The following is a 23,779-nucleotide window of genomic DNA, read 5'->3' as shown; positions in this document are numbered from 1 at the left end:
CCCGACCTGTTGCGCGAGTTGCTTGATGAGTTGCTGATGGACTGGTTGTCTCTAGGTGAACGCATAGCGGCGCTGAGCCGGCGGCTCGAAGCGACTGCCCAGGAGGATAAAGTCGCTCAGCGACTGATCACCATTCGCGGCGTCGGCCCTATCATTGCCACGGCGATCGTGGCGAAACAGACCGACCCCAGCCGCTTCGCCAGTGGCCGAATGTATTCCGCCTTCTTCGGTATCGTGCCCGATCAGCACAGCAGCGGAAACAAAATCAGATTGGGCAAGATGAGCAAGCGCGGTGACGGCTACATACGCAGCCTGATGATCCAGGGCGCCCATTCTGTTTTGAGTCAGTTAAGGCCTGATTCCGATCAGCCAGATGATCGCCGCCTCTTGCGCTGGCTATCCCGCCTTGGGCGCAAGGAGGCGGCGATCAGGCTGGCTAATCGAAATCTGCGGATTATCTGGGCCCTGTTACAGAGCGATCAGGTTTACCAACGCAAACCGAACGAAAAACCGGAGGCGGCTATGAGCCTCTGACCAACCGAGTAATGCCACCGGGGCGCTAGGCGCTCCAACCCCTGCTAGTGAACATTGACCCTAGGTAAGACCGTCGCAGACCGATGCCTCCGCTCCTACAGGCCTGATAGTGGCCTCAATGTAAACGGCACACTGCGAGCTCACCACGATGTTGGCCAGAAGCAAAAAGCTTCCTCGAATAGGCCTGATACATAGATGCAACCGGGTTCCTATGTTCAAAAAGCAGCTAGACAGTGTGGGCGAGTCCATACATAGGAGCGGGTTTACCCACGCAAGGGCCGGCACAGGTTACCAATCAGCCACGGGCTTTATCGATGATCTCGATGTACTCAGGGGCATTGCGCTGGTCGGCAATCTGCTCGACGAAGGTCTTGCCGTGCTCGTCCTTGCCGTCCAGGTCCAGGCCAGCTTCGACGAAGAAGCCTACAAAGCGCTCGAAGTCGTCCACGCGCAGGCCGCGGTAGGCCTTGACCAGCTTGTGCAGCGACGGCGAAGTCACACCATCGGCCGGCTCGAACTGAAGGAACGACTTGATGTAGTCGTCGCTGATTTCGTCACCGATTACCTGTTTCTTGTCTTTACGCATTGCCGACTCCAACTGGACCATCACGGAATTTCGAAGGCCGGCAGTTTACCCCCCGCAGGCTGCGTGCCTCAACGCGTACGTACCGTCCCGGTGTGCAGGTCGGCCCAGATGTGGCCGTTGCCGTAAGTCAGAAACTGCACGTACAAGGTTTCGTTACGCAGCAGGTCCATGACCACCCGGTAGTTGCTGATCGGGTAATTCAGGCTCAAGGTGCGGGTTTTAGCGTCATACACAGGCTTTTTCAGGCTTTTGGCCGCTTCACCATCGAACGTCAGCAGCACCTGGGCAATGGTCGCCCCCTTGCTCAGCGGCTTGCCCTTCAGGCGCACCTGCAACGACGATGTGATCGGGATCGGCTGCTGATCGGACTGGCGCTGAGCCCCTACGACCACGGAATAGTCAGTCACTTGCAGCAATTGCTGGCTGGTCGGCGCTTCCTGGCGCAGGGACTGGTCATCAGGAGGCAGGAACTGGCTGTGCAGCGGTGCGGCAGCGAGCGGCAGGCTGACCGCCAGCAGGAGGGGAAGAATCGCACGCATGTGAGGCTCCTTGTATGAAGGAGCACTCTAGCACGCCGGGTACAGCCGATATCAATCGAACTGCGCGCGCATCCAGGCCTGGTAATCGGCCACACCAGCTTCACCCTCGCGCGGCGCCCAGTGTGCGTGTTCGCCCTCGCCCACCGGTCGGTATGGCCCAGCCTTGCACTCGAACAGCATACTGTCCGGCTCCAGCACCACCAAACCATGGTAGGTACCAGGCGCCAGATCCACACCCAGACAGTCGCCCCCGGCCTGCAGCACCCGCTTGTCAGTCACCGCGCCTTGTTCATCGAAAATCAACAGGCCAAAGCGCCCCTTGAGCGCTATCAAGGTTTCAGCCTTGTCGGCGCTCAAATGGCGATGCGGCGGAATGTAGGTGCTCGGTTGCAGCCCGACCGCCATGCGGTGGCAGGGCTCTTCCATTTCGTGAAAGTTATGGTGCTGCCGCCCACGCGGGTTGCCAGCAGCCTTTTCGGCCAGCCCGGCGAACAGCGATTGGTCGATGAACGCAGGCTGGCGCACGGTTACAGCCCCTTTACGGCGAAGATGCCGTTAGCGTTGCGCCAGTAACCTTTGTAGTCCATGCCGTAACCGAAGATATAGCGATCAACACAAGGCAGGCCCACGTAGTTGGCCTTGAGATCAGGGCTTGCCTTGCGGTCGTGGTCCTTGTCGATCAGCACAGCGGTGTACACCGAGCGGGCGCCGGCATGCTTGCAAAACTCGATGATGGCGCTGAGGGTGTGCCCTTCGTCGAGGATATCGTCGACGATCAACACGTCACGGTCGATGAACGACACTTCCGGCTTGGCCTTCCAGAAAAGCTCGCCGCCGCTGGTCTGATTGCGGTAGCGGGTAGCGTGCAGGTACGAGGCTTCCAGCGGGAACTGCAGGTGGGTCAGCAGTTTGCCGGAGAAGATCAGGCCGCCGTTCATCACGCAGAACACAACCGGGTTCTTGTCATGCAGGTCCTTGCAGATCTGCTCGCCGACTTTGGCGATGGCCGCTTCGACTTCGGCTTCGGTGTACAGGCAGTCAGCTTCACGCATGACTTGACGGATATGCTCGAGATCGGCGGACATGGCGCTCTCCGGGGGGGCATTTTGGAAAAGCGGGCAAAGGTACGCATCCGCTCGTCACAGATCAAGCATTTATGGACTAACGTCCAGAATGACCAGACGACAGCACAGGCTGAATAGATTAATCTAGCGCGGTTTTTTTGCCCGCCTTTCGGAGCCCCCCTATGCCCACTCGTGAGATCCGCCATCCGCTGATCCGCCACAAGCTCGGCCTGATGCGCCGTGCCGATATCAGCACCAAAAATTTTCGCGAACTCGCCCAGGAAGTCGGCGCGCTCCTGACGTATGAAGCCACCCAGGACCTGCCCCTCGAAACCTACGAGATCGACGGCTGGTGTGGCAAGGTCTCGGTTGAAAAAATCGCCGGCAAGAAGATCACTGTAGTACCGATCCTGCGCGCCGGCATCGGCATGCTCGACGGCGTGCTCAGCCTGATCCCGGGTGCCAAGGTCAGCGCCGTCGGCGTTGCCCGTAACGAAGAAACCCTCGAAGCCCACACCTACCTGGAAAAGCTCGCGCCGGACATCAACCAGCGCCTGGCCCTGATCATCGATCCGATGCTGGCCACCGGCGGCTCGATGGTTGCCACCATCGACCTGCTGAAAAAGGCCGGCTGTAAAGAGATTCGCGCCATGGTCCTGGTCGCCGCGCCAGAAGGCATCGAGGTGGTGGAAAAAGCCCACCCGGACGTGAAGATCTACACCGCCTCGATCGACCAGCGCCTGAACGAACACGGCTACATCGTGCCTGGCCTGGGCGATGCCGGTGACAAGATCTTCGGCACCAAGCAAAAGGACGCCTGACCATGCAGGACGGCTTCAACGACCCGCTCTGGCGCCAGGTCGTTTCGGGCGCGCAGATGCTCTTCGTGGCATTCGGCGCGCTGGTGCTGATGCCCCTGATCACCGGCCTCGACCCGAACGTCGCGCTGTTCACCGCCGGCATCGGCACGCTGCTATTCCAGCTGGTCACCGGTCGTCAGGTACCGGTGTTCCTGGCCTCGAGCTTTGCCTTCATCACGCCGATCATCCTCGCCAAAGGCCAGTTCGGCCTTGCCGAGACGATGGGTGGCGTAATGGCTGCCGGCTTCGTGTACACCTTCATGGGGCTGATGGTCAAAGTCAAAGGCACCGGTTTCATCGACCGCATGCTGCCGCCGGTGGTGATCGGCCCGGTGATCATCTCCATCGGCCTGGCCATGGCACCGATCGCCGCCAACATGGCGATGGGCAAAGGTGGGGACGGTACAGCGCTGATGCCGTACAAGACGGCCATGCTGATCTCGATGCCTGCGCTGCTGACAACCCTGATCGTTGCCGTATTTGGCAAGGGCATTTTCCGCCTGGTTCCCATCATTTCCGGTGTGTTGGTGGGCTTTGCCCTGTCGTTCGCCTTTGGCGTGGTCGACACCGCCAGGATCGCTGCCGCACCGTGGCTGGAAATCCCCAATTTCACCGCCCCTGCGTTCAACTGGCAGGCCATTCTGTTCATCGTCCCGGTTGCGCTGGCGCCGGCGATCGAGCATATCGGCGGGGTGATCGCAGTGGGCAGCGTGACCGGCCGTGACTACCTGAAAAAGCCTGGCCTGCATCGGACGTTGCTGGGCGACGGCCTGGCTACCACTGCAGCCGGCCTGTTCGGCGGCCCGCCCAACACCACCTACGCCGAAGTGACCGGCGCGGTGATGCTGACCAAGAACTACAACCCGAAGATCATGACCTGGGCGGCGGTCTTCGCCATTACCCTGGCGTTCATCGGCAAGTTCGGCGCGCTGCTGCAAAGCATCCCGGTGCCGGTGATGGGCGGCATCTTGTGCCTGCTGTTCGGCTCGATTGCAGCGGTGGGCATGAACACCATGATCCGCCACCAGATCGACCTGGCCGAAGCACGCAACCTGGTGATCGTCTCGGTGACACTGGTGTTCGGTATCGGCGGCGTGCTGATCGGCAGCGGTGACGGCCCGGATGACTGGGGCCTGAAGGGCATCGCCCTGTGCGCCATTGTAGCTATTGCCCTGAACCTGATTCTGCCGGGCAATGATGGCTGGAAGCACAAGAAGCTGGATGTATAACCGGTCGGAAGGGGCCGCAACACGGCCCCTTCGATTCAGGCCTTTTCACACATATCAGCCAACACCCTGACCCACTCCGGGTGATCATTCAGGCACGGCACCAGCACCAGTTCCTGGCCACCAGCCTCGACAAACTGCTCGCTGCCACGCATGCCAATCTCTTCCAGTGTCTCGATGCAATCCGCCACAAACGCCGGGCACATCACCAGCAGCTTCTTCACACCGGCCTTGGCCAGCTCATCCAACCGCGTCTCGGTGTAGGGTTCGATCCACTTGTCCCGCCCCAGCCGCGACTGGAACGATACCGACCATTTGCCATCAGGAATGCCCATGCTCTGCGCAAAGGCCTTGGCCGTAGCCAGGCATTGCCCGCGATAGCAAACCGAACGTACTTCGGCGGGTGCACCATGGCAGCAATCGGCAGCACGCAGGTCGTGCTTGACCCCCTTCGGAAACAGCTTCTTCAGGTGCCGTTCCGGCAAGCCATGGAAGCTCAGTAGCAGGTGGTCGTAACCCTGCTCCAGGTACGGCCGGGCGCTGGCTGCCAGCGCCTCGATGTACGCCGGGTGCTCGTAGAACGGCTGCAGCACGCGCATCTGCAACGGTAACTGGCGCTCGCTGACCGCCTGTTTCGCCTGCTCGACCACAGTGGTTACCGTACTGTCGGCGAACTGCGGATAAAGCGGTGCCAAAGTCACCTTGCGCACACCTTGGGCGGCCAGCCGCGCCAACACCTCAGGCAAGGCCGGCTGGCCGTAGCGCATGGCAATTTCCACCGGGCCATGGGGCCAGTGCTCGACCATCGCTGCCTGCAGGCGACGGGTCAGCACAACCAGAGGCGAGCCCTCCTCCCACCAGATCGAAGCGTAGGCGTGTGCCGACTGCTCCGGGCGCTTGACCAGGATCAGTGACACCAGCAAGCGCCGCACCGGCCACGGCAGGTCGACCACGTACGGGTCCATGAGGAACTGGTTGAGGTAGCGGCGCACATCGGCCACCGAGGTGGAGGCCGGGGAACCCAGGTTGACCAGCAGCAGGGCGTGATCGGTCATGCAGCGTCCTATGTCAGAGGCGACTGGACAGGTTGTCCAGTGCCGATTGCAGATCGTTGAAGCGGAAGGTGAAGCCGGCTTCCAGCAAGCGTACCGGGCGCGCCCGCTGGCCTCCCAGCAGCAAGGTCGACATCTCGCCAAGGCCCGCCTTGAGCAACAATGCCGGCACTGGCAACAGCGCCGGCCGATGCAGGGCGCGGCCCAGTCGCCTGGCAAACTCACGGTTGCGCACAGGCTCCGGGGCACAGGCATTATAAGGACCGCTGGCATCCTTGTGCTGCAAGAGAAAATCAATCAGGGCGACCTGGTCATCTATATGAACCCAGGGCATCCACTGCCGCCCGTTGCCCAAAGGCCCGCCCAGCCCCAGCTTGAAAGGCATGCGCAGGCGCGACAAAAAGCCGCCGTCGCTGGCCAGCACCAGGCCGGTACGTACCAGTACCACGCGGATCCCCTGTGCTTGCGAACGCTGGGCGGTCTCTTCCCAGGCAATACACAACTGGCTGGCGAAATCTGCGCGCACTGGGGGTGAAGCTTCGGTCAGTTCACGCTCGCCACCGTCTCCGTACCAACCTACCGCAGAGCCGGAGATCAACACGTGCGGGCGCTGCTCACGGGTGCCCAGCCAAGCCAGTAATTGCTCGGTAAGGGTGACACGGCTGGCCCACAACAAGTTGCGCCGGGCGGCTGTCCAGGGCCTGTCGGCAATTGGCGCACCCGCAAGGTTGACCACCGCATCAAGATGATCGTTGGCCTCCAGCTGCTCCAGGCGCGCGATACCACGTACGCCGCTACCGCAGATTTTCGCCACCTGTTCAGGACGCCTGCTCCAAACCGTAAGCCGATGCCCTTGGCCCAGCCAGTACTGGCACAGATGCTTGCCAATCAAACCGGTGCCACCTGTCAGCAATATATGCATGGCTGTGTCCTCGCAGAATGCGGCGGTGGTCTATTTTTAACATCAAGGCACTTTTTTGACCCGACGCTCTCGTATAAACATAGGCCAACCTGCCCGCCAACACGGAATAACCTTATACAGAATTCTTGCATTGTACAGGTTTGCCTGACAGCGTAGTCTGCTCACAGCAAGGTTTGAAGAGGCCATCATGACAGTACCTATCGCCATCATCGGGGCCGGCATTGCCGGTTTGTCAGCCGCCCAGGCCTTGCAGAAGGCCGGGCAATCCGTGCACTTGTTCGACAAAGGCCACGGCAGTGGCGGGCGCATGGCCAGCAAGCGCAGCGAGGCCGGCGCGCTCGACCTGGGCGCACAGTACTTTACTGCCCGTGACCGACGTTTTGTCGATCAGGTGCAGCAATGGGTGGCTGCCGGCTGGGCCGAGCAGTGGAAGCCTCAACTGTACAACTACCGTGATGACGAACTCACGCCCTCCCCCGATGAGCAAACGCGCTGGGTAGGCGTGCCACGCATGAGCGCCATCACCCGAGGCTTGCTCAAGGACGTCACCGTCAACTTCGGCTGCCGCATAGCGGAAGTGTTTCGCGGCAAGCAGTACTGGCACCTGCAGGACACCGAAGGTTGCAGCCACGGCCCCTACAGCCGTGTGGTCATCGCCGTCCCGGCACCGCAGGCCACGCCACTTCTGGCCGCTACACCAAAGCTGGCTGCGGTGGCCGCTGGGGTGCAAATGGAACCTACCTGGGCCGTCGCCCTCGCCTTCGAGGCACCACTGGATACACCGATGCAAGGCTGCTTCGTGCAGGACAGCCCGCTGGGCTGGCTGGCCCGCAATCGCAGCAAGCCTGGCCGCGACGAGCACCTGGACACCTGGGTACTCCACGCCACGTCAGACTGGAGCCGGCAGCACATCGACCTGCCGAAGGAAGAAGTCATCGAGCAGTTGTGGGGCGAATTCGCCGAACTGGTCGGCTGCGTGGTACCGCCGCCTACCTTCGCCCTCGCCCACCGCTGGCTCTATGCCCGCCCCAGCAGCAACCATGAGTGGGGGGCACTGGCCGATGCTGACCAGGGCTTGTACGCCTGTGGGGACTGGTGCCTGTCCGGGCGTGTCGAGGGCGCATGGCTCAGTGGCCAGGAAGCAGCGCGGCGCTTGCTCGAACACCTTGAGTGATGCAGAACTGTACAAAAATACTAGTTTGCATAACTTCAGCGCTGTGCTGAAATAAACCTGTACAAGTTTTTAGTCGCGTACAGGTTTATTTTCGGAGGCAGCCATGCACGACCCTTCAGCCCACAGCAAGCCGCGTATCGCCATCAGCGCCTGCCTGACCGGGCACAGCGTGCGCTATAACGGCGGCCACAAGGCCTCCGACCTGTGCCGTAAACAGCTGGAGCATCACTTCGACTGGTTACCCGTGTGTCCGGAAGTGGCAATCGGCCTGGGCGTTCCGCGCGACCCGATTCGGCTGGTCGGCAACCCCGAGCAGCCCGAAGTGCTCGGCACCCGTGACCCCGGCAAAGACCTGACCGACCCGCTGCGCACCTATGGCGAGCAGATGGCCGACGAACTTGACGACATCTGTGGCTACATCTTCATGCAGAAGTCTCCTTCTTGCGGCCTGGAACGGGTAAAGGTTTATCAGGACAATGGCCACCCGGCCGTGCATGGCGGCCGTGGCGTCTATGCCCAGGCTTTCTGCGCATTGCGCCCGGACCTGCCAGTTGAAGAAGAAGGCCGCCTGCATGACCCTGTGCTGCGCGAGAATTTCATAAGCCGCGTTTACGCCTACGCCGACTGGCAGCGCCTGCTGGCCGAGGGCCTGAACCGTGGCGCTCTGGTGCGCTTCCATTCGCGCTACAAGTATTTGCTGATGGCCAACAACCCTCAGGCCTATCGCACCCTCGGCCGCCTGCTTGGCAGCATGAGCAAGGATGACGAACCACAGAGCATCGGCCAGCGCTATTTCAGCCAGCTGATGCAGGCCCTGCGCCGCTGCGCCAGCCGCGGCACCCACAGCAACGTGCTGCAGCACCTGAGCGGTTACTTCAAGGATGCCCTGACGCAGCAGGACAAGGCCGAGTTGCAGGCAGTCATCGGCCAATACCAACAAGGCGTGGTACCACTGGTAGTGCCACTGACCTTGCTCAAACACCATTTGCGCAAGCACCCAGACCCCTACCTGCAGCAACAAGCCTACCTGCAGCCTCACCCCGAGAGCCTGGGCTTGCGCAATGCGGTCTGAGGACTTGCTGCCCATCGGCGAACTGGCCCGTCGCACTGGCGTGAACCCGGTCACCCTGCGCGCCTGGGAACGCCGTTATGGGTTGCTCAAACCACAGCGCACTGCCAAGGGGCATCGCCTGTACCCACTTGAGCAGGTCGAACGCGTCGAGGCCGTCCTGGCCTGGCTGCAGCGTGGCGCGTCGGTCGGCCAAGTCCGCGAGTTGCTCGACAAACCCACCAGCACCCCACCGAAGGGTGACTGGCAAGCCCGGCAATTCCAGCTGATCGAAGCCATCGCCAGCCTTTCACAGCGCGCCCTCGACCAGCAACTCAACCAGGCCATGGCGCTGTACCCGGCAGTCACCCTGTGCGAGCAATTGCTGCTGCCGCTACTCGACATGCTCGACCTGCGCTGGCGCAATTACTTCAACGCTCGGCTGGAGCAGGTGTTTTTTCACAGTTGGCTGCGCAGCAAGCTCGGTGCCCGCGTGTACCACGACAACCAGCTGCTGCAAGGTCCTGCAGTATTGCTGGCCGAAGACAGCGAACGCACCTTCAGCCCAGGCCTATGGTTGTGCGCCTGGCTGCTTACCAGCAACGGCTTCCCGGTGGAAGTGCTCGAGCAGCCCGTCGCAGGCTCGCAGTTGCTAAGCGCCGTCAACGCGCTGAAACCACGCGCCTTGCTCCTGCACCTGGGGCCACGCATCGACGACAAGGCGTTGCAGCGCACCCTGCAAGGCTTGCCGGTCCCCAAACTACTGGGCGGTACCACGCTAGCGCTGCATGAAGCCCGCTTGAAGGCTTTTGAGCTGCCCGACCTTTTCCTGTTCGACACCCCGCAGGCGGCATTGCGCGCGCTTCAAGCCCTTGATCGACAGCCTGTAGAGATAAATCCCCCATGCACCTGACCTGGCTGCGCAGCGACCTGCGTATCGATGACAACACTGCACTCAGCGCCTCCACCGAGCGCGGCCCGACCATCGCCCTGTGGCTGGTCAGCCCCGGACAATGGCAAGCCCATGATGATGCCGACTGCAAAGTCGACTTCTGGCTGCGTAACCTGCATGACCTGCGCCAATCACTGGAAAAGCTGAACATACCCCTGCTGATCCGTAGAATTGAGACTTGGGACCAGGCGCCACAGGCGGTGCTCGATGTCTGCCGCCAACATCAGGTGCAAAGCGTGCACTGGAACGAGGAGTACGGCATCAATGAGCAGCGCCGGGATGATGCCACCCGGGCACTGCTGGAAAAGTCGGGCATCCAGGCGCACAGTTACCTCGACCAGCTGTTCTTCCGTCCGGGCACCCTACTGACTCGCAGTGGCGATTACTTCCAGGTGTTCAGCCAGTTCAAGAGAACCTGCCTGGAGCATCTGCACCGCAGCCTGCCGGCCCTGGCACGACGGGTGAAGCGCCAGGCACCGTTGAACATCGACAGCGACCCGGTCCCGCAATATGTAGAGGGCTTCGGAAAAACCACGCACGCACTGCGCGACCACTGGCCAGCCGGTGAAGCTGAGGCACAGTCCCGTCTGTCACGCTTCCTCGACGAAACCATCGACGACTACCACCACTTGCGCGACATACCTGCCAAGCCCGGCACCAGCCAGCTTTCCCCCTACCTGGCCGCCGGCGTGATTTCGCCCCGCCAATGCTTGCACGGTGCACTGGCCGGCAACCGGGGCGAGTTCGACAGTGGTAGCACGGGCGTGCAGACCTGGATCAACGAGCTACTCTGGCGCGAGTTCTACAAGCACATCCTCAGCGGTTATCCACAGGTCTCGCGCCATCGTGCCTTCCGCGCCCAGACCGAAGCCCTGCCCTGGCGTGACGCTCCGGCAGACCTGGAGGCCTGGGAGCAGGGCCGCACCGGCTTCCCGATCATCGATGCCGCCATGCGCCAACTGCTGCACACCGGGTGGATGCACAACCGCTTGCGCATGGTCGTGGCCATGTTCCTCAGCAAGAACTTGCTGATTGACTGGCGCAAAGGCGAGCGGCACTTCATGCGCCACCTGATAGACGGCGACCTGGCCGCCAACAACGGGGGTTGGCAGTGGAGTGCGTCCACCGGCACCGACGCGGTGCCCTATTTCCGCATCTTCAATCCGGTTTCACAGTCGCAGCGCTTCGATCCACAGGGGCAGTTCATTCGGCACTGGGTACCGGAACTACGGGAGCTAGATGAAAAAGCCATCCATCACCCCATTAAATCGACGGACCTTTTCGGTAATACTTCGTACCTAAGTCCAATCGTAGATCTCAGCAGCAGTCGCCAGCGGGCCCTGGAAGCATTCAAAGGGCTGCCACGCCGGCAGAATCAGGGGATAACGTCTTGATTAACTCGCGTAGTTTTTGGGTTACAGGCGCAAGCAACGGACTTGGCTTGGCTTTGGTGGAGCGGATGCTCGATGAAGGACATCGCGTTGCCGCGAGTGGCAAGGATAGCGATGCACTGGATGATTTGGGGTCACGCTACGGCAGCCAATTGTTGCGTTTGCCGTGGCAGTTGCATGAAGAACAACACGTCACCGATGCGTGCCAACAGATTTGCCATGCCTGGTGTTCGCTGGACGGGCTGATCCTCAACACCGGCACCACCGATTACCTGCCAGACAATGTCAGTGACAGTGAGCTGATCGAAGCGATCGTCACCACCAACCAGCTGGCCGCAGAGCATTGCCTGAGCAAAGTGCTGCCGTTGCTGGCAAAGGGGAAGTCGCCCCAGGTGATGGCGCTTTTCAATCGCTATTCGGCATTGCAACTGTTTGCACCGACACAGGTGACTGCGGGCTGGAACAACTTGCCGCAATGGCTGCGTGAGCAGCGCAAGGCCCTTGAGGAGCAAGGGGTAGCACTGACCATTGTTGGGCCACAATCGCTGAAGGTAACGGTAACGTCGGCACAGGCGATACCGGAGGCGTGGACGCCCGGCAGTGCCGCTGAGGAGTTATTGCGGCGGTGGCCTCAGCGAGAGCCGGAACTGATTCTGGAGACTCTGGACGTCAGTAGCCTGTGGCCGCTGACGCGCTAACACCTGAAATCAGCACTACCGTCTTCGCGGGCATTGCCCGCGAAGGGGTGAATGCTGGTGAACTCAGAGCGCCATTCGGTAATGCAGGCTGTAGCTTTCTACGCCATCATTGGGCTCTTTGATGCCGGCGTTCGAGTAGTGAATCGCCCGCACCCCAATCTCATGCCCGCCGGCAAAGCGCAAACCAAAGCCGATGCGGTCCTCGAACTGGAAAGCCGAACCCAGCTCGTTGCTTTCCAGCTCGGTGCTGGAGAATGCCGCCACCCCGATCCCCGCTTCGATGTAAGGCTTCACCGACTCCCCGGCAAATTCATAGACGAACACTGGTGCGAAGGACAGGCTGTGATTGCTCGCGGTCTCGTCGCCATCCCAGTAGGTGTAGGCCCCATCCCAATAGCCGGTCAGCCGGCCAACGCTGGTCTGCCACCAGCTCGCGTCCCAGTTCGATTGCAACCCCAGACGATATACCATGGTCGAATCACCGGTCTGCCCCACCGAAAACGAAGCGTCGGCAGCTTGTGCCGACATCGCTTGACCCATAACAAAGGCAGCAGCCGCTGCCAAGCCGAGCAGTTTCCTCATAAGAAACATCCTTCCTGATGCTGTTGTTAGTGTCCGCCTCATCTCAGGCAAAGCGGTAGAAAGCAGAAGTGGAACGATAGTTCAGCCGTTCTTCACGTTTTTTTCACAACGCAAAGCTTTGCACATCGTCGGACTTATGCCACAGCACAGGTAGGATTTTTCTTAAGGTTTCGGGATCAGCGCTTGTCCAGAAGCGTGCAGCGCCGGCTGGGCCTTCGGCCAACAGATCATTGCCACCCAGCAGTCGTCGCAATTGACGCGCCACGGCCGCACCGGTGTCGATAATCGCCACGTCGTCCGGCACCATGCCGGACAGCAATGGGCGAAGGAAAGGGTAATGGGTGCAGCCGAGGATCAGCGTATCGCACCCTGCTGCCAGCAGCGGCTGCACGTAACCTTGCAGCATCTGGCGCAACGCCGGACTTGCAAGGTCACCGGTTTCGATCAGCTCGACCAGCCCCGGGCAAGGCTGGGTAATAACCTGTACGTCGTTGGCGAAGCGGTCGAGCAAGGCTGCGAACTTGGCACTCTGCAGGGTACCGGTAGTGGCCAGCACACCGACCACGCCCGAGCGGGTGGCGGCCGCAGCAGGCTTCACGGCCGGCTCCATGCCCACCAACGGCCAGGTCGGATACAGCTCACGCAGGTCGGCCACTGCCGCCACCGTGGCGGTGTTGCAGGCCAACACCATGGCCTTTGCGCCTTGTTCATGGAAGAACCCGGCAATGTGCCGGCAGCGCTCGCGGATATAGTCCGCCGACTTCTCACCGTAGGGTATATGCCCGCAGTCGGCCACATACAGCAACGTCTCGTTGGGCAGCAGGCGCTGGATCTCGGCCAGCACCGACAAACCGCCAACCCCCGAGTCCATGACGCCGACCGGCGCCGAGCGCTCAGCCATCGCGCTTGCCACAGACCGTGCAAGCCGGGTCGCGCTTGACACGAAGCTCGCGGATACGGGTGCCGAGGGCATCGATCAACAGCAAGCGGCCGACCAACGGCTCACCGAAGCCAGCCAGCAGCTTCATCGCCTCCAGCGCCTGCAGGCTACCCACCAGCCCCACCAGAGGGCCAATGACGCCAGCTTCGCTGCACGTCAGTTCAGCTTCGCTACCATGCCCGTACAGGCAGTGGTAGCACGGGCTGTAGTCGCGCCGCGGGTCGAACACCGACAGTTGACCTTCCAGACGGATGGCCGCACCGCTGACCAGCGGCTTGCCAGCGGCGAAACAGGCAGCGTTGACCGCCTCGCGGGTTGAGAAATTGTCGGAGCAGTCCAGCACCAGGTCGACCGCCGCCACCGCAGCCGCCAGCGAGTCCTCGTCCAGTGCCTGGCGGTGAGCAACCAGGCTGACTTCCGGGTTGATTGCCTGCAAGCGCTGCAAGGCCGAGTCGACCTTGCTCATGCCGACGCTGGCACTGTCGTGGATTACCTGGCGTTGCAGGTTGGTCAGGTCGACGGTGTCGAAGTCGGCCAGGTGCAGCTCACCCACTCCGGCCGCGGCCAGGTAAAGGGCCACTGGCGAGCCCAAGCCACCCAGCCCGACAATCAGCGCTTTGCTCTGCTTGAGCCGCAGTTGGCCATCGATGTCGATCTGAGCCAGCAGCACCTGGCGGCTGTAACGCAGCAGTTCCTGATCACTCAGCATGGCAGTCGCCCCAGGGTAATGCGTTCATGGCCGCCCAGGTCCGTGCGGCTGGCCACCTCGATAAAGCCATGTTCAGCCAGCAGAGCGCGTACCGCTGCCGCCTGATCGTAGCCATGTTCCAGCAGTAGCCAGCCACCTGGCAACAGGTGCGCTGGGGCCTGGGTGGCGATCACACGAAGGTCGTCCAGGCCATCGGCACCGGCCACCAGGGCACTGCTGGGTTCGAAGCGCACGTCGCCGGCCACAAGGTGCGGGTCTTCAGCGGCGATGTAGGGCGGGTTGCTGACAATGAGGTCAAAACGCTCCCCGGCCAGGCTGTCGAACCAGTGGCTTAGCCTTACCCGAGCGTTGGCTAGGCCTAACCGCTGGCGGTTGCGCTCGGCGAGGGCGGCAGCCTCCTCCACCCGGTCAACCGCTGTCACCTGCCAGGCCGGGCGCTCGCTGGCCAGCGCCAGAGCGATGGCACCCGTACCGGTACCCAGGTCGAGAACCTTGGCTGGCGAAGCGGGTTGCAGCTCAAGGGCCGTCTCGACCAGCAGCTCGGTATCCGGTCGCGGGATCAGGGTATGCGGGGCAACCTCCAGGTCGATCTTCCAGAAGCCCTGCAGCCCAAGGATATAGGCCACTGGCTCGCCGCCCCGGCGGCGCTTCAGGTAGCCGGCATAGGTCTCGGCATCTTCGCTGCTGACAATACGCTCGGGCCAGGTATGCAGGTAGCTGCGCGATTTACCGATGGCCGCAGCCAGCAGCAGTTCGGCATCCAGGCGCTCAGTGGGCGATTCGGGCAACTGCGCGTTGCGCAACAGGCTGGCGATGACAGTCATCAGTCCCCCAAGGCGGCCAGTTGATCGGCCTGGTATTCGGCCAGCAGCGGTTCGATCACCGCGTCTACGCCACCGCTGAGGATGTCGTCCAGCGAATACAAGGTCAGGTTGATGCGGTGATCGGTCACCCGGCCCTGTGGGTAATTGTAGGTGCGGATGCGCTCGGAGCGGTCACCGGAACCCACCAACAGCTTGCGCTCACTGGCAATGGCGTTCTGCGCCGCACTGGTCTGCATGTCGTTCAGCTTGGCCGACAGCCAGGACATGGCACGGGCGCGGTTCTTGTGCTGCGAGCGCTCCTCCTGGCATTCGACCACGATACCGGTGGGCAAGTGGGTGATGCGGATCGCCGAGTCGGTCTTGTTGACGTGCTGGCCGCCGGCACCGGAGGCACGGTAGGTATCCACGCGCAGGTCGGCCGGGTTGATTTCGATGGCAGCCTGCTCGTCCGGCTCGGGTAGCACCGCCACCGTGCATGCGGAAGTGTGGACACGGCCTTGGGACTCGGTCTCGGGCACACGCTGAACCCGGTGCGCACCGGACTCGAACTTGAGCTTGCCGTAGACGTTCTCGCCCTCGACGCGGGCAATGATTTCCTTGTAGCCGCCGTGCTCGCCTTCGTTCTCGGACAAGATCTCCAGGCGCCAGCCGCGCTTTTCGGCGTAGCGCGAGTACATGCGGAACAGGTCACCAGAGAAGATGGCTGCCTCGTCGCCACCCGTACCGGCGCGGATTTCGAGAAACACGTTGCGGCCGTCGTTGGGGTCTTTGGGCAGCAGCATGCGCTGCAGTTGCGCCTCCAGCGTCAGCAGTTGCTCCTTGGCTTCACGCACCTCTTCCACGGCCATTTCACGCAGGTCCGGGTCACTGTCCTTGAGCAGCGCCTGGGCGCCTTCGAGGTCGTCCTGGACTTTACGCCACTCTTTATAGGCAGCGTAAACCGGCTCGACCTCGGCATACTCACGTGAGTAGGCGCGAAAACGCGTCTGGTCGGAAATAACCTCGGCGTCACCGAGCAGGGCGGTGAGTTCTTCAAAACGGTCCTGGAGGATTTCCAGTTTGTTCAGCAGCGACGCTTTCATTGCGGGGATTTGTCCGTGGAGCCCTCGTTGAGGGCAAAGAGTTCCTGGGCCATGGCCAGCGCATCGAGGCGGCCCTCGGCCGAGAGCTTTTTCAGCTGCACGCTGGGCGCATGCAGGAGTTTGTTGGTCAGGCCCCGGGCCAGTTGGGCCAGCACGTCTTCGGGGTTGCCGCCATTGGCCAGCAGGCGCAGGGCCTTTTGCAGTTCTTCGTCGCGAAGGCGCTCACTTTGCTGGCGATAGGCCCTGAGCACGTCCACTGCAGCCAGTTCGCGCAGGCGCAGCATGAAGTCTTCGGCGCCCACGGATACCAGCTCTTCGGCCGCCTGAGCTGCACCCTGGCGGCTCTTGAGGTTTTCTGCCACTACATCGTGCAGGTCGTCGACGGTGTACAGGTAGACATCATCCAGCTCGCCGACTTCGGTTTCGATATCGCGAGGTACAGCGATGTCGACCATGAAAATCGGCTTGTGTCGGCGCTGTTTCAGTGCACTCTCGACCGCGCCCTTGCCCAGAATCGGCAACTGACTGGCGGTGGAACTGATCACGATGTCACTGTTGGCCAGTTCCTGTGGAATGTCTGCCAGCAGCACGGCATGCGCACCGAACTGCTCGGCCAGGATGCTGGCGCGCTCCAGGGTGCGGTTGGCCACCACGATACGGCGTACGCCCTGCTCGTGCAGGTGGCGGGCGACCAGGGTGATGGTTTCGCCGGCACCGATCAGCAGGGCCTGGCTGCGGCCCAGGTCGGCGAAAATCTGCTTGGCCAGGCTGACCGCGGCGAACGCAACCGAAACCGGGTTTTCACCGATGGCCGTATCGGTACGCACCTGCTTGGCGGCGCTGAAGGTGGCCTGGAACAGGCGCCCAAGCAACGGCCCGACGGTACCGGCTTCGCGGGCCACGGCGTAGGCGGACTTCATCTGGCCCAGGATCTGAGGCTCGCCCAGAACCAGCGAGTCCAGGCCCGAAGCCACACGCATCATGTGCTTCACGGCGTCGTGCTCTTCATGCACGTAGGCGCTGGCGCGCAGCTCGTCGAGGCTGAGGCGGTGATAGTCGGCCAGCCACTGCAGCACGGCGTCGGCGGACAGGTGGTCCTGCTCTATATAAAGCTCACTGCGGTTGCAGGTCGACAGGATCGCCGCCTCGCGGCTGGACGTCAGTCGGCAGAGCTGCTGCAGGGCGTCTACCAGCTGCTCTGGGGTAAACGCCACGCGCTCGCGTACGTCTACCGAGGCAGTCTTATGGTTGATACCAAGTGCAAGAAAGGCCATGCAAGGTCGCTGGTTGTGACGGGAAGCCGATAATTGTCCTCTTTCGCAGGTTTCAGGACAACCACCGTTCGCTATTGTGCTGATAGTCCTGCGGCTATCGCCGCTCGCGGCCGAGCATCAGCGTCGATTTCAGGTTTCACTCCCGCTTTTGATCTTCGCGACTTCAGGAGGCCGGAGAGAGGGGACCCCGGAGCGCAGCGCAGGGGGCGGATGATGGGAGCGCAGCGTTTTTTGGTGGGCTTGCCCCGTGACAACGGACGCCAAGAAGCTGGCTACAGAGCTAACTGCCTTAAGCCTTTTGCGAAAAGGTGAGTCAGCGTCGCCATCGCAAATGACGGTTCGCCGAGTCAAAACAGACCACTTCGCTTCTTGCTTCTTGCTTCTTGCTTCTTGCTTCTTGGATGTGAGCATCCACATCAAGTAGGTATTCATTCGCGAAGGTGGCGCGTAGTCACCTTTCCGCCCTTCCGGCGGGTTACTTTGGTCGTGGCCAAAGTAACCAAAACCGTCGGCTCCCATCATCCGGCCCCTACGCTGCGCTCCGGGGTCCCCTCGCTCCGGACTTGCTCACGGGAGGACCGCGCTGCAGGCCCCATCCTGGGGCCCAGCGCTTGACGGGCATCCATGCCCGTCACCTCCCTCCGCAAGCCCTGCGCTCGGCCTCCTGAAGTCGCAATCTGCGTCGCCTGAACTATCGCGCGCTTAGAAGCAAAAGCAAGAGCAAGAGCAAGAGCAAGAGCAAGAGCAAGAGCAAAAGCAAGAGCAAGAGCAAGAGCAAGTTGGAAAAACCGTAATGCATGGTTCATTCAATAAAGACACGATCGATAGCCTGCTGGTCGCGAAATTGGCCGGCCAGTTTCAATATCGCCCAGGCCAACTAAGCCGACCAAAGCGAGAAAACTCCTAAATATTTCCAGAGGACTTATCCACTAGCTTGTAGTCCATTTCCCAAATATATGCCCAGCTGTTGCCCCCCCCTTTCCGCGCCTAGCCTTGCCAATCACTGACGGGGTAAGTCCCGTCGTCACATCAATATTCCGTACCCACATTCTTGCCAAGGAGCGGTAAACATGGCTTTTGACGCGTATTTGCAAATCAGCGATATCCCAGGCGAAGCCTTGGACGAAAAGTACAGCAAGTGGATTGAAGTGACCGGTTATGACTTCGGTGTAAGCCAAAGCACCTCCGCCGGCGGCGCCAGCTCTGGCCGCACCGCAGCCAGCAACTTCACCTTCACTAAGTTTCTCGACAGCGCCAGTTGCAAACTGATGGAGGCCAGTTGTGCAGGCCAGCATTTCAAGGAAGTGAAACTCGCGCTGTGCCGCGCGGGCGGCGACAAGCTCAAGTATTACGAAATCATTCTCGAAGAAGTGATCATCGCCGACTACACCCAGAGCGCCGCCGATGGCGTGCCGATCGAGGTGGTTCAGCTCGACTACGGCCGAATCAAGACCACCTATACCCAGCAAAAACGCACCGACGGCTCCGGCGGCGGCAACATTGCTGGCGGGTGGGACCGGATCGGTAACAAGAAGTACGCATGAGGGGTCGCCATGTCTGAAGCCCGTGCGTTCATCAACCCCCGGATGCAAAACTACCACACGCTCAAGGCCGGTCTCGCGCTGACCCGGCACTCGGCCAGCAAGTTTGACATCCTCAATTCGCACATTTTCAACAGCGTGGTCAGAGGCGGCGAACTGGTGATCGTCGGTGACTGGTCCACGCCTTCCTGCACCAGTCAGGAGGCGTATCTGATGTCGAAAGCTGCCGTGACCCATATGGGGCTGATGCGCAGCGGGCAAGGTGCCGATGAGTTTTTTCTGGAGAACTTCGAACTGTTGAAGAGCTTGCTCGCCCACGCGTCAATGGGTGCAGGCGTGGTTAGCGATGGCTGGAGCAAGCATCTGAAAGCAATTGAGGGCACATTGCTGGAAATCGAGAAATTGCACAGGGAGCATCTGGGCTCAGGGACGCTCAATGCCCGCGACCAGTTTTATGCCAAGCGTGCGGCACTGTTCTCGAAACTTGACGAACAGTTGGGCCAGCTGGCGGGGTTCGGCGCTGGATTGCGCAACAAGGGATCGATCAAGAGGACACTGGCCATTTCTACGAAAAGCTATTTGCACACGGGTGAAATTGCGGGGTATGCGGATAAGGTTGCCGGGGTGGGCAAGGCTGCCAACCTGATCAAAAAAGGAACCTATATTGGCATAGCGCTTGACGTAGCAGCGACGGGGCTAGAGATTCGCCAGGCTTGTATTCTGGGCAGAGAAAGCGAATGCCAGCGAGCTGCATATGTAAACTCTGCATCATTAGCTGGAGGTCTGGCTGGTAGCGCTGTAGGCGGTTACCTAGGAGGGAGTATTGTTGCACCCGCAGTATGTGCGGCACTAGGAGTAGGGACTGCCGGACTAGGGGCACTCACCTGCGCGGTCATCGGTGGCGCTGCCGGGGCGAAGTTAGCCGGTGATTTCGCAGGAGAAAAAGGCGAGGTATTAGGTGACTTTTTGTATCACGAGCTCTCAAAATGACTAACATAGAGCCAGGACTGATCGCGCTGATCCTGATTACAGCAATGCTAATTGCCGCTAGCGCGCAAATTATTATTTCACACAAATACACCGAGCATTTTGAATCTTTCCTGCCCACCTCTCGCCTCGTATCTGACAACATCAAAAATTACCAGCACGCCGGGCTCTTGGGCAAAACAATAAGAACCGGTCAGATTGCAACACTGTTGGCCCTACCCAAAATCTTCATTTACAGGGGTTACGCTGATATTGAGGAAATAAAAAATTTCCCCCTCCGCGAAAAGCGCATTTTGTTAACCCTATGGGTTATTCACATCACCTTGTTCATTGCACTGATGCTGTCGCATTATCTATGACTTCATGCCGATACGACTTGCCCCGAATCGAAACCTGACGTGGTAACGTAACAAGGGGATATTTCCTACAAAAGCCTGTACCGCTGGCCGCGATAATTAGTGTAGAAGAGCTAAATACGTCCATGGATCTTCCTTGACAGGCCGTGTCGCCGGGGGAGGGATAGCAGCAAGCTACGGTGGTACTATTGCCACTAGGGAAACTCCGAACAAGTTGCTCATCAGTCGGAAATGGGCGGCTTAGGGATGCCGAAAAGCCCGCTTTTCAGTCGCTGATTATTGGATAACCAAGGCAAAGCCTTGGTTATCTGGACTCACGGGCGCACCTCTCCCGCAGCAGGCAATAATTGCCGGCGCACCATCCACAGATTCGACAGGGCAAACAGCGTGGTCAGTTGCGCCGTGTTCTTGGCCAAGCCGCGAAAACGAGTCTTTACATAGCCGGACTGGCGTTTGATCACCCGGAACGGGTGCTCCACCTTCGCACGCACTTGCGCCTTGGCCTTTTCGATCTTGCGCTTGGCTTGGTAGAGCACGCTGCGTTTGCTCAAGTGTTTGTAGGTGCTGCGGCGGGCAGCGACCTGCCATATCACCTGCCGTCCCTCGTGTTCTGGCCGCTTTTCCACGCCTGTGTAACCCGCATCCGCACACACGACATTCTCTTCGCCATGCAATAGCTGAGCGACCTCCGTCACGTCAGCTACGTTCGCGGCAGTGCCATGAACGTGATGCACCAGACCCGATTCAGCATCCGCGCCGATGTGGGCCTTCATGCCGAAATGGTGAGTCGGCCACAGGAACTGCCCCCGTAGCCGCTCGCAGAACCGTACGTGACACTCTCGCGTCATACGGCTCCCGTTATCCAACCTGTTGCTCGGTTACTTGCCAGTGATAAAACAGTCGAGGGGCAGCCTTATGCACCGTGTCCAACCATTTAGATATACGCCGCTTGCGCCCGTGAAGTATTTTGTACTTACGACCGGCCCAACGCTTGAGCGCGCTATCGATATGTCGAAAGATACCAAGCATGGCCGTCCGATAGAACGCGCCATAGTACTGCCACCAACCTTGTATCACTGGGTTGTAAAGCCGAGCCACAGCAGCCAGCGTCACATGAGTTTGGCGGCTGACCCGCCACTCGCGCACTGCTCGCCGCATCCGCTTCAACGCTTGCGCACTGACTCCCGGAAGGAAGCTGGTGAAAAGCTTGTTCTGCTGGCCGATTGCCTTCCTAGGTCTAAAAGTGAAACCAAGGAAGGTAAAGCTCACATGCGGATACCCTGCGCGTCGATTGCTGTCCTTGCAGTACACGATTTTCGATTTCTCGGGATGCATCGTGAGGCCACAAACCGCTAGACGTGAAGCGATTGAACGCATCACGTGTTCTGCTTGCCTCTGGCTACGACAATGCACTACCGCATCATCGGCATACCGGGCAAAAGGACAGTTTGGGCTATTTCGTTGCATCCATGCGTCAAAGGCGTAATGCATGAACAGATTCATCAACATGGGACTGATCACGCCGCCTTGCGGGGTGCCACGTTCGCGTTGAATGCGAACGCCATCTGCTGCCTCGAATGGAGCAACCAGCCATCGTTCGATGTACAGCAGTATCCAATCCTCTTTGATATGGGTTCGCACCGCTTTCATCAGCAGTTCATGATCAATGTGATCGAAAGCCGCCTTGATATCAAACTCCACCACCCAGTCGTATCGCCAGCAGCGTTCGCGTGTGATCGCTATGGCCTGTTTGGCTGAACGTCCTGGTCGGTATCCATATGAGTCCGGATGGAAAAGCGCATCCAGCTTTGGCTCGATGAGGAGTTTGACTACAGTTTGTGCGATACGGTCGCTGACCGTCGGCACTCCCAACCTGCGTATACCCCCCGATGCCTTCGGTATCTCAACAGCCTTGACCGGCGGCGGGAAATAAGACCCCGACGACATTCGATTCCATAGCTTGTAAAGATTCTTCGGCAGGTTCCGCTCAAAATCGGCAATGGTCTCATCGTCGATTCCAGCAGTTCCCCGGTTGGTTCTGACCTGCTGATAGGCCTCCCATATCACGCGCTTCGCTATGTTGTAAGGTTTGTTCGAACTCACACCGCTCATCCCCTGAGGTTGGCGGCGTTCGTTGACAGGATAACGCCTCCCCTTCGCTCCAGCTTCATTACAAAGCCTTCATCACTACTACAGGAGGCTCCGCCCCTTATTCCAGCATTGGTATTCTTCCTCATGGTTTTAGCCATTTGTCATTTTCCTTTGCATCTGGAACAAGGTTCTCACGTTCCGTACCCAAGCCTGTATGAAGATCATGCCGCCTTTACACCGGCTGCCACTGGGGCCGTAAGCAGGTAACGCCCCAACTCGTCCTGAAGCCAATACTCAACCTCAGTTTCGACAGCACTTTAGGGAATAACGATGCGTCATCGGACGGTTTGCTCTCGCTCATCTTCTCCATACTCACCTGCCATCATCATGGGATGACTTTTCCTCGGTCGCTCACCACCGCACCTTTTGGATGCAGCAGCACCGGGTGGTTTGAAGCCTGCTCCTGCAAGCCGACTTCGGAAGGCCTACTTCCATCTTCGGTACAGCATCACAGGTCATACGACCTGTGTTCGTGACACACAGTACTGGTTGCCCTTCTTCGTTTGATGCATTTCAGGATCGCGCTTGCCTTCCTTGTTCTTGGTCGAACTGGGCGCGTGGATGATGGTCGCATCGACAATGGTGCCCTGGCGCAACGACAGGCCCTTGTCTTGCAGGTAATTGTTGATGGTTTCCAGAATGCCGGCTGCCAACTGATGCTTCTCCAGCAGGTGCCGGAAGTTCATGATCGTCGTGTCTTCGGGGATCGGAGCGCTGAGCGTCAGACGAGCGAACTGGCGCATCGAAGTGATCTCGTACAGCGCCTCTTCCATGGCGGGATCGCTCAAAGAGAACCAATTCTGCAGCAGGTGAATGCGCAGCATGGTTTCCAGAGGATAAGGCTTGCGGCCACCGCCAGCCTTTGGGTAGTGAGGCTCGATCAACGCCACCAGTCCACTCCACGGAACCACCTGTTCCATCTCGGCCAGGAAACGCTCGCGACGGGTTTGCTTGCGCTTGCCGGCGTACTCGAAATCGGAAAAACTCATCTGACTCATGGGATGGCGGACTTGTAGAAGGCAGTTGGACGGAGGGCTATTTCAGCACAGGTCAGATGGCCTGTGCTGACTTGATCGGAGAATCCCTAGCGGGCGGCCGCATCGCGCTTCGACAAGCTCAAGCGGAATTATGAAAGCGCAGTGGCCATGGCCTGCGCCTTTCTTTGGCTACCCATGTGAAACGGGAACAGCCCCTAACTCCGCACATTACGCTTCTCATGGCGCTTGTGCTCTCCCATTTCCTGCTTCCAGGGACGTAAAATATACAGGCAGGGGTTGGGTCATTGCG

The 23,779-nt window shown here is 60.1% G+C and carries 22 protein-coding genes and 5 pseudogenes; 12 read left to right on the top strand and 15 right to left on the bottom strand.

What is annotated here, in order from left to right:
* Nucleotides 1-534: pseudogene (locus tag ACF8GF_RS19895) on the top strand (IS110-like element ISPpu11 family transposase); the annotation flags it as partial.
* A gap of 295 nt (nucleotides 535-829) precedes the next feature.
* Here the strand turns inward: ACF8GF_RS19895 and ACF8GF_RS19890 are convergent.
* The 4 genes from ACF8GF_RS19890 to ACF8GF_RS19875 all read right to left on the bottom strand — a co-directional run bounded on the left by ACF8GF_RS19890 (nucleotide 830) and on the right by ACF8GF_RS19875 (nucleotide 2,744).
* The gene (locus ACF8GF_RS19890; protein WP_003247360.1) at nucleotides 830-1,120 is read right to left on the bottom strand and encodes a PA4642 family protein; all 291 of its coding nucleotides are present in this window, start codon (nucleotides 1,118-1,120) and stop codon (nucleotides 830-832) included.
* Between the two features lie 68 nt (nucleotides 1,121-1,188).
* On the bottom strand, nucleotides 1,189-1,659 hold the full coding sequence (locus ACF8GF_RS19885) for a hypothetical protein (RefSeq protein WP_176684977.1): 471 nt from the start codon (nucleotides 1,657-1,659) through the stop codon (nucleotides 1,189-1,191).
* Nucleotides 1,660-1,710: 51 nt separating this feature from the next.
* A complete protein-coding gene (locus ACF8GF_RS19880) occupies nucleotides 1,711-2,184 on the bottom strand; it encodes a WbuC family cupin fold metalloprotein (RefSeq protein WP_176684976.1) in 474 nt (157 codons plus the stop codon).
* Between the two features lie 2 nt (nucleotides 2,185-2,186).
* A complete protein-coding gene (locus tag ACF8GF_RS19875) occupies nucleotides 2,187-2,744 on the bottom strand; it encodes a hypoxanthine-guanine phosphoribosyltransferase (protein WP_003247364.1) in 558 nt (185 codons plus the stop codon).
* Nucleotides 2,745-2,905: 161 nt separating this feature from the next.
* Here ACF8GF_RS19875 and upp point away from each other — a divergent pair, with 161 nt between their 5' ends.
* Together upp and ACF8GF_RS19865 are read left to right on the top strand one after the other, a co-directional pair.
* The gene (gene upp, locus ACF8GF_RS19870) at nucleotides 2,906-3,544 is read left to right on the top strand and encodes a uracil phosphoribosyltransferase (protein WP_003247366.1); all 639 of its coding nucleotides are present in this window, start codon (nucleotides 2,906-2,908) and stop codon (nucleotides 3,542-3,544) included.
* Between the two features lie 2 nt (nucleotides 3,545-3,546).
* The gene (locus tag ACF8GF_RS19865; protein WP_103443485.1) at nucleotides 3,547-4,812 is read left to right on the top strand and encodes a uracil-xanthine permease family protein; all 1,266 of its coding nucleotides are present in this window, start codon (nucleotides 3,547-3,549) and stop codon (nucleotides 4,810-4,812) included.
* A 35-nt stretch (nucleotides 4,813-4,847) separates the two neighbouring features.
* Here the strand turns inward: ACF8GF_RS19865 and hemH are convergent, their stop codons facing one another.
* Nucleotides 4,848-5,864 carry a ferrochelatase gene (gene hemH / locus ACF8GF_RS19860; RefSeq protein WP_392488469.1) on the bottom strand — a complete coding sequence of 339 codons (1,017 nt, stop codon included), beginning with the start codon at nucleotides 5,862-5,864 and terminating at the stop codon, nucleotides 4,848-4,850.
* Between the two features lie 13 nt (nucleotides 5,865-5,877).
* The gene (locus tag ACF8GF_RS19855) at nucleotides 5,878-6,783 is read right to left on the bottom strand and encodes a TIGR01777 family oxidoreductase (RefSeq protein ID WP_176684974.1); all 906 of its coding nucleotides are present in this window, start codon (nucleotides 6,781-6,783) and stop codon (nucleotides 5,878-5,880) included.
* A 187-nt stretch (nucleotides 6,784-6,970) separates the two neighbouring features.
* On the opposite strand from ACF8GF_RS19855, the gene ACF8GF_RS19850 reads away from it, so the two are divergent.
* The 5 genes from ACF8GF_RS19850 (at nucleotide 6,971) to ACF8GF_RS19830 (ending at nucleotide 12,046) form a co-directional block, all read left to right on the top strand.
* Complete coding sequence (locus ACF8GF_RS19850) at nucleotides 6,971-7,957, top strand: NAD(P)/FAD-dependent oxidoreductase (protein WP_176684973.1); 987 nt, start codon at nucleotides 6,971-6,973, stop codon at nucleotides 7,955-7,957.
* 103 nt (nucleotides 7,958-8,060) lie between these two features.
* A complete protein-coding gene (locus ACF8GF_RS19845) occupies nucleotides 8,061-9,029 on the top strand; it encodes a YbgA family protein (RefSeq protein ID WP_392461374.1) in 969 nt (322 codons plus the stop codon).
* Nucleotides 9,019-9,918 carry a MerR family transcriptional regulator gene (locus ACF8GF_RS19840; protein ID WP_392461372.1) on the top strand — a complete coding sequence of 300 codons (900 nt, stop codon included), beginning with the start codon at nucleotides 9,019-9,021 and terminating at the stop codon, nucleotides 9,916-9,918. Before ACF8GF_RS19845 ends, ACF8GF_RS19840 begins: the two co-directional genes overlap by 11 nt.
* The gene (phrB, locus tag ACF8GF_RS19835; protein ID WP_176684970.1) at nucleotides 9,909-11,351 is read left to right on the top strand and encodes a deoxyribodipyrimidine photo-lyase; all 1,443 of its coding nucleotides are present in this window, start codon (nucleotides 9,909-9,911) and stop codon (nucleotides 11,349-11,351) included. Before ACF8GF_RS19840 ends, phrB begins: the two co-directional genes overlap by 10 nt.
* On the top strand, nucleotides 11,348-12,046 hold the full coding sequence (locus ACF8GF_RS19830) for an SDR family NAD(P)-dependent oxidoreductase (RefSeq protein WP_392488468.1): 699 nt from the start codon (nucleotides 11,348-11,350) through the stop codon (nucleotides 12,044-12,046). The genes phrB and ACF8GF_RS19830 overlap by 4 nt, the downstream gene beginning before the upstream one ends.
* A 63-nt stretch (nucleotides 12,047-12,109) precedes the next feature.
* On the opposite strand, the gene ACF8GF_RS19825 is transcribed toward ACF8GF_RS19830, so the two are convergent.
* From ACF8GF_RS19825 to hemA, 6 genes are all read right to left on the bottom strand, one after another.
* Nucleotides 12,110-12,628, bottom strand: a complete 519-nt coding sequence (locus tag ACF8GF_RS19825) for an acyloxyacyl hydrolase (protein ID WP_176684968.1) — start codon at nucleotides 12,626-12,628, stop codon at nucleotides 12,110-12,112.
* 103 nt (nucleotides 12,629-12,731) lie between these two features.
* Nucleotides 12,732-13,529: a glutamate racemase gene (murI, locus tag ACF8GF_RS19820; RefSeq protein ID WP_176684967.1), complete on the bottom strand. Its 798-nt coding sequence runs from the start codon at nucleotides 13,527-13,529 to the stop codon at nucleotides 12,732-12,734.
* Nucleotides 13,522-14,277 carry a molybdopterin-synthase adenylyltransferase MoeB gene (locus ACF8GF_RS19815; RefSeq protein WP_176684966.1) on the bottom strand — a complete coding sequence of 252 codons (756 nt, stop codon included), beginning with the start codon at nucleotides 14,275-14,277 and terminating at the stop codon, nucleotides 13,522-13,524. Before ACF8GF_RS19815 ends, murI begins: the two co-directional genes overlap by 8 nt.
* Entirely contained in the window at nucleotides 14,271-15,101 is an 831-nt protein-coding gene (gene prmC, locus ACF8GF_RS19810) for a peptide chain release factor N(5)-glutamine methyltransferase (RefSeq protein WP_176684965.1), read from the bottom strand. The genes ACF8GF_RS19815 and prmC overlap by 7 nt, the downstream gene beginning before the upstream one ends.
* Nucleotides 15,101-16,183: a peptide chain release factor 1 gene (gene prfA / locus ACF8GF_RS19805; RefSeq protein ID WP_003247392.1), complete on the bottom strand. Its 1,083-nt coding sequence runs from the start codon at nucleotides 16,181-16,183 to the stop codon at nucleotides 15,101-15,103. Before prfA ends, prmC begins: the two co-directional genes overlap by 1 nt.
* A complete protein-coding gene (gene hemA / locus ACF8GF_RS19800; RefSeq protein WP_176684964.1) occupies nucleotides 16,180-17,457 on the bottom strand; it encodes a glutamyl-tRNA reductase in 1,278 nt (425 codons plus the stop codon). The genes prfA and hemA overlap by 4 nt, the downstream gene beginning before the upstream one ends.
* 1,070 nt (nucleotides 17,458-18,527) lie before the next feature.
* On the opposite strand from hemA, the gene ACF8GF_RS19795 reads away from it, so the two are divergent.
* Genes ACF8GF_RS19795 through ACF8GF_RS19785 form a run of 3 tightly spaced genes read left to right on the top strand, consistent with a single transcriptional unit; the run spans nucleotide 18,528 to nucleotide 20,344 of the window.
* Entirely contained in the window at nucleotides 18,528-19,001 is a 474-nt protein-coding gene (locus ACF8GF_RS19795) for a type VI secretion system tube protein Hcp (protein WP_176684963.1), read from the top strand.
* A gap of 9 nt (nucleotides 19,002-19,010) precedes the next feature.
* On the top strand, nucleotides 19,011-19,988 hold the full coding sequence (locus tag ACF8GF_RS19790; protein ID WP_176684962.1) for a hypothetical protein: 978 nt from the start codon (nucleotides 19,011-19,013) through the stop codon (nucleotides 19,986-19,988).
* Nucleotides 19,985-20,344 (top strand): hypothetical protein, encoded by a 360-nt coding sequence (locus tag ACF8GF_RS19785; RefSeq protein ID WP_103463252.1) that lies wholly within the window; start codon nucleotides 19,985-19,987, stop codon nucleotides 20,342-20,344. The genes ACF8GF_RS19790 and ACF8GF_RS19785 overlap by 4 nt, the downstream gene beginning before the upstream one ends.
* A gap of 311 nt (nucleotides 20,345-20,655) precedes the next feature.
* Here the strand turns inward: ACF8GF_RS19785 and ACF8GF_RS19780 are convergent.
* From ACF8GF_RS19780 to ACF8GF_RS19770, 3 pseudogenes are all read right to left on the bottom strand, one after another.
* Nucleotides 20,656-21,126, bottom strand: a pseudogene (locus tag ACF8GF_RS19780) (IS5-like element IS2000 family transposase); the annotation flags it as partial.
* A 59-nt stretch (nucleotides 21,127-21,185) separates the two neighbouring features.
* A pseudogene (ltrA, locus tag ACF8GF_RS19775) lies at nucleotides 21,186-22,453 on the bottom strand (group II intron reverse transcriptase/maturase).
* Nucleotides 22,454-22,974: 521 nt separating this feature from the next.
* Nucleotides 22,975-23,490: pseudogene (locus ACF8GF_RS19770) on the bottom strand (IS5-like element IS2000 family transposase); the annotation flags it as partial.
* A gap of 90 nt (nucleotides 23,491-23,580) precedes the next feature.
* On the opposite strand from ACF8GF_RS19770, the pseudogene ACF8GF_RS19765 reads away from it, so the two are divergent.
* Nucleotides 23,581-23,670: pseudogene (locus ACF8GF_RS19765) on the top strand (IS5/IS1182 family transposase); the annotation flags it as partial.
* Nucleotides 23,671-23,779 lie beyond the last annotated feature (109 nt).

The organism is Pseudomonas sp. yb_5, assembly GCF_043103865.1.
GTDB classification, from domain to species: domain Bacteria; phylum Pseudomonadota; class Gammaproteobacteria; order Pseudomonadales; family Pseudomonadaceae; genus Aquipseudomonas; species Aquipseudomonas putida_Y.
The sequence above is the reverse complement of the archived record's forward strand: the minus strand, read 5'-3'. Positions and strand labels throughout refer to the sequence as shown.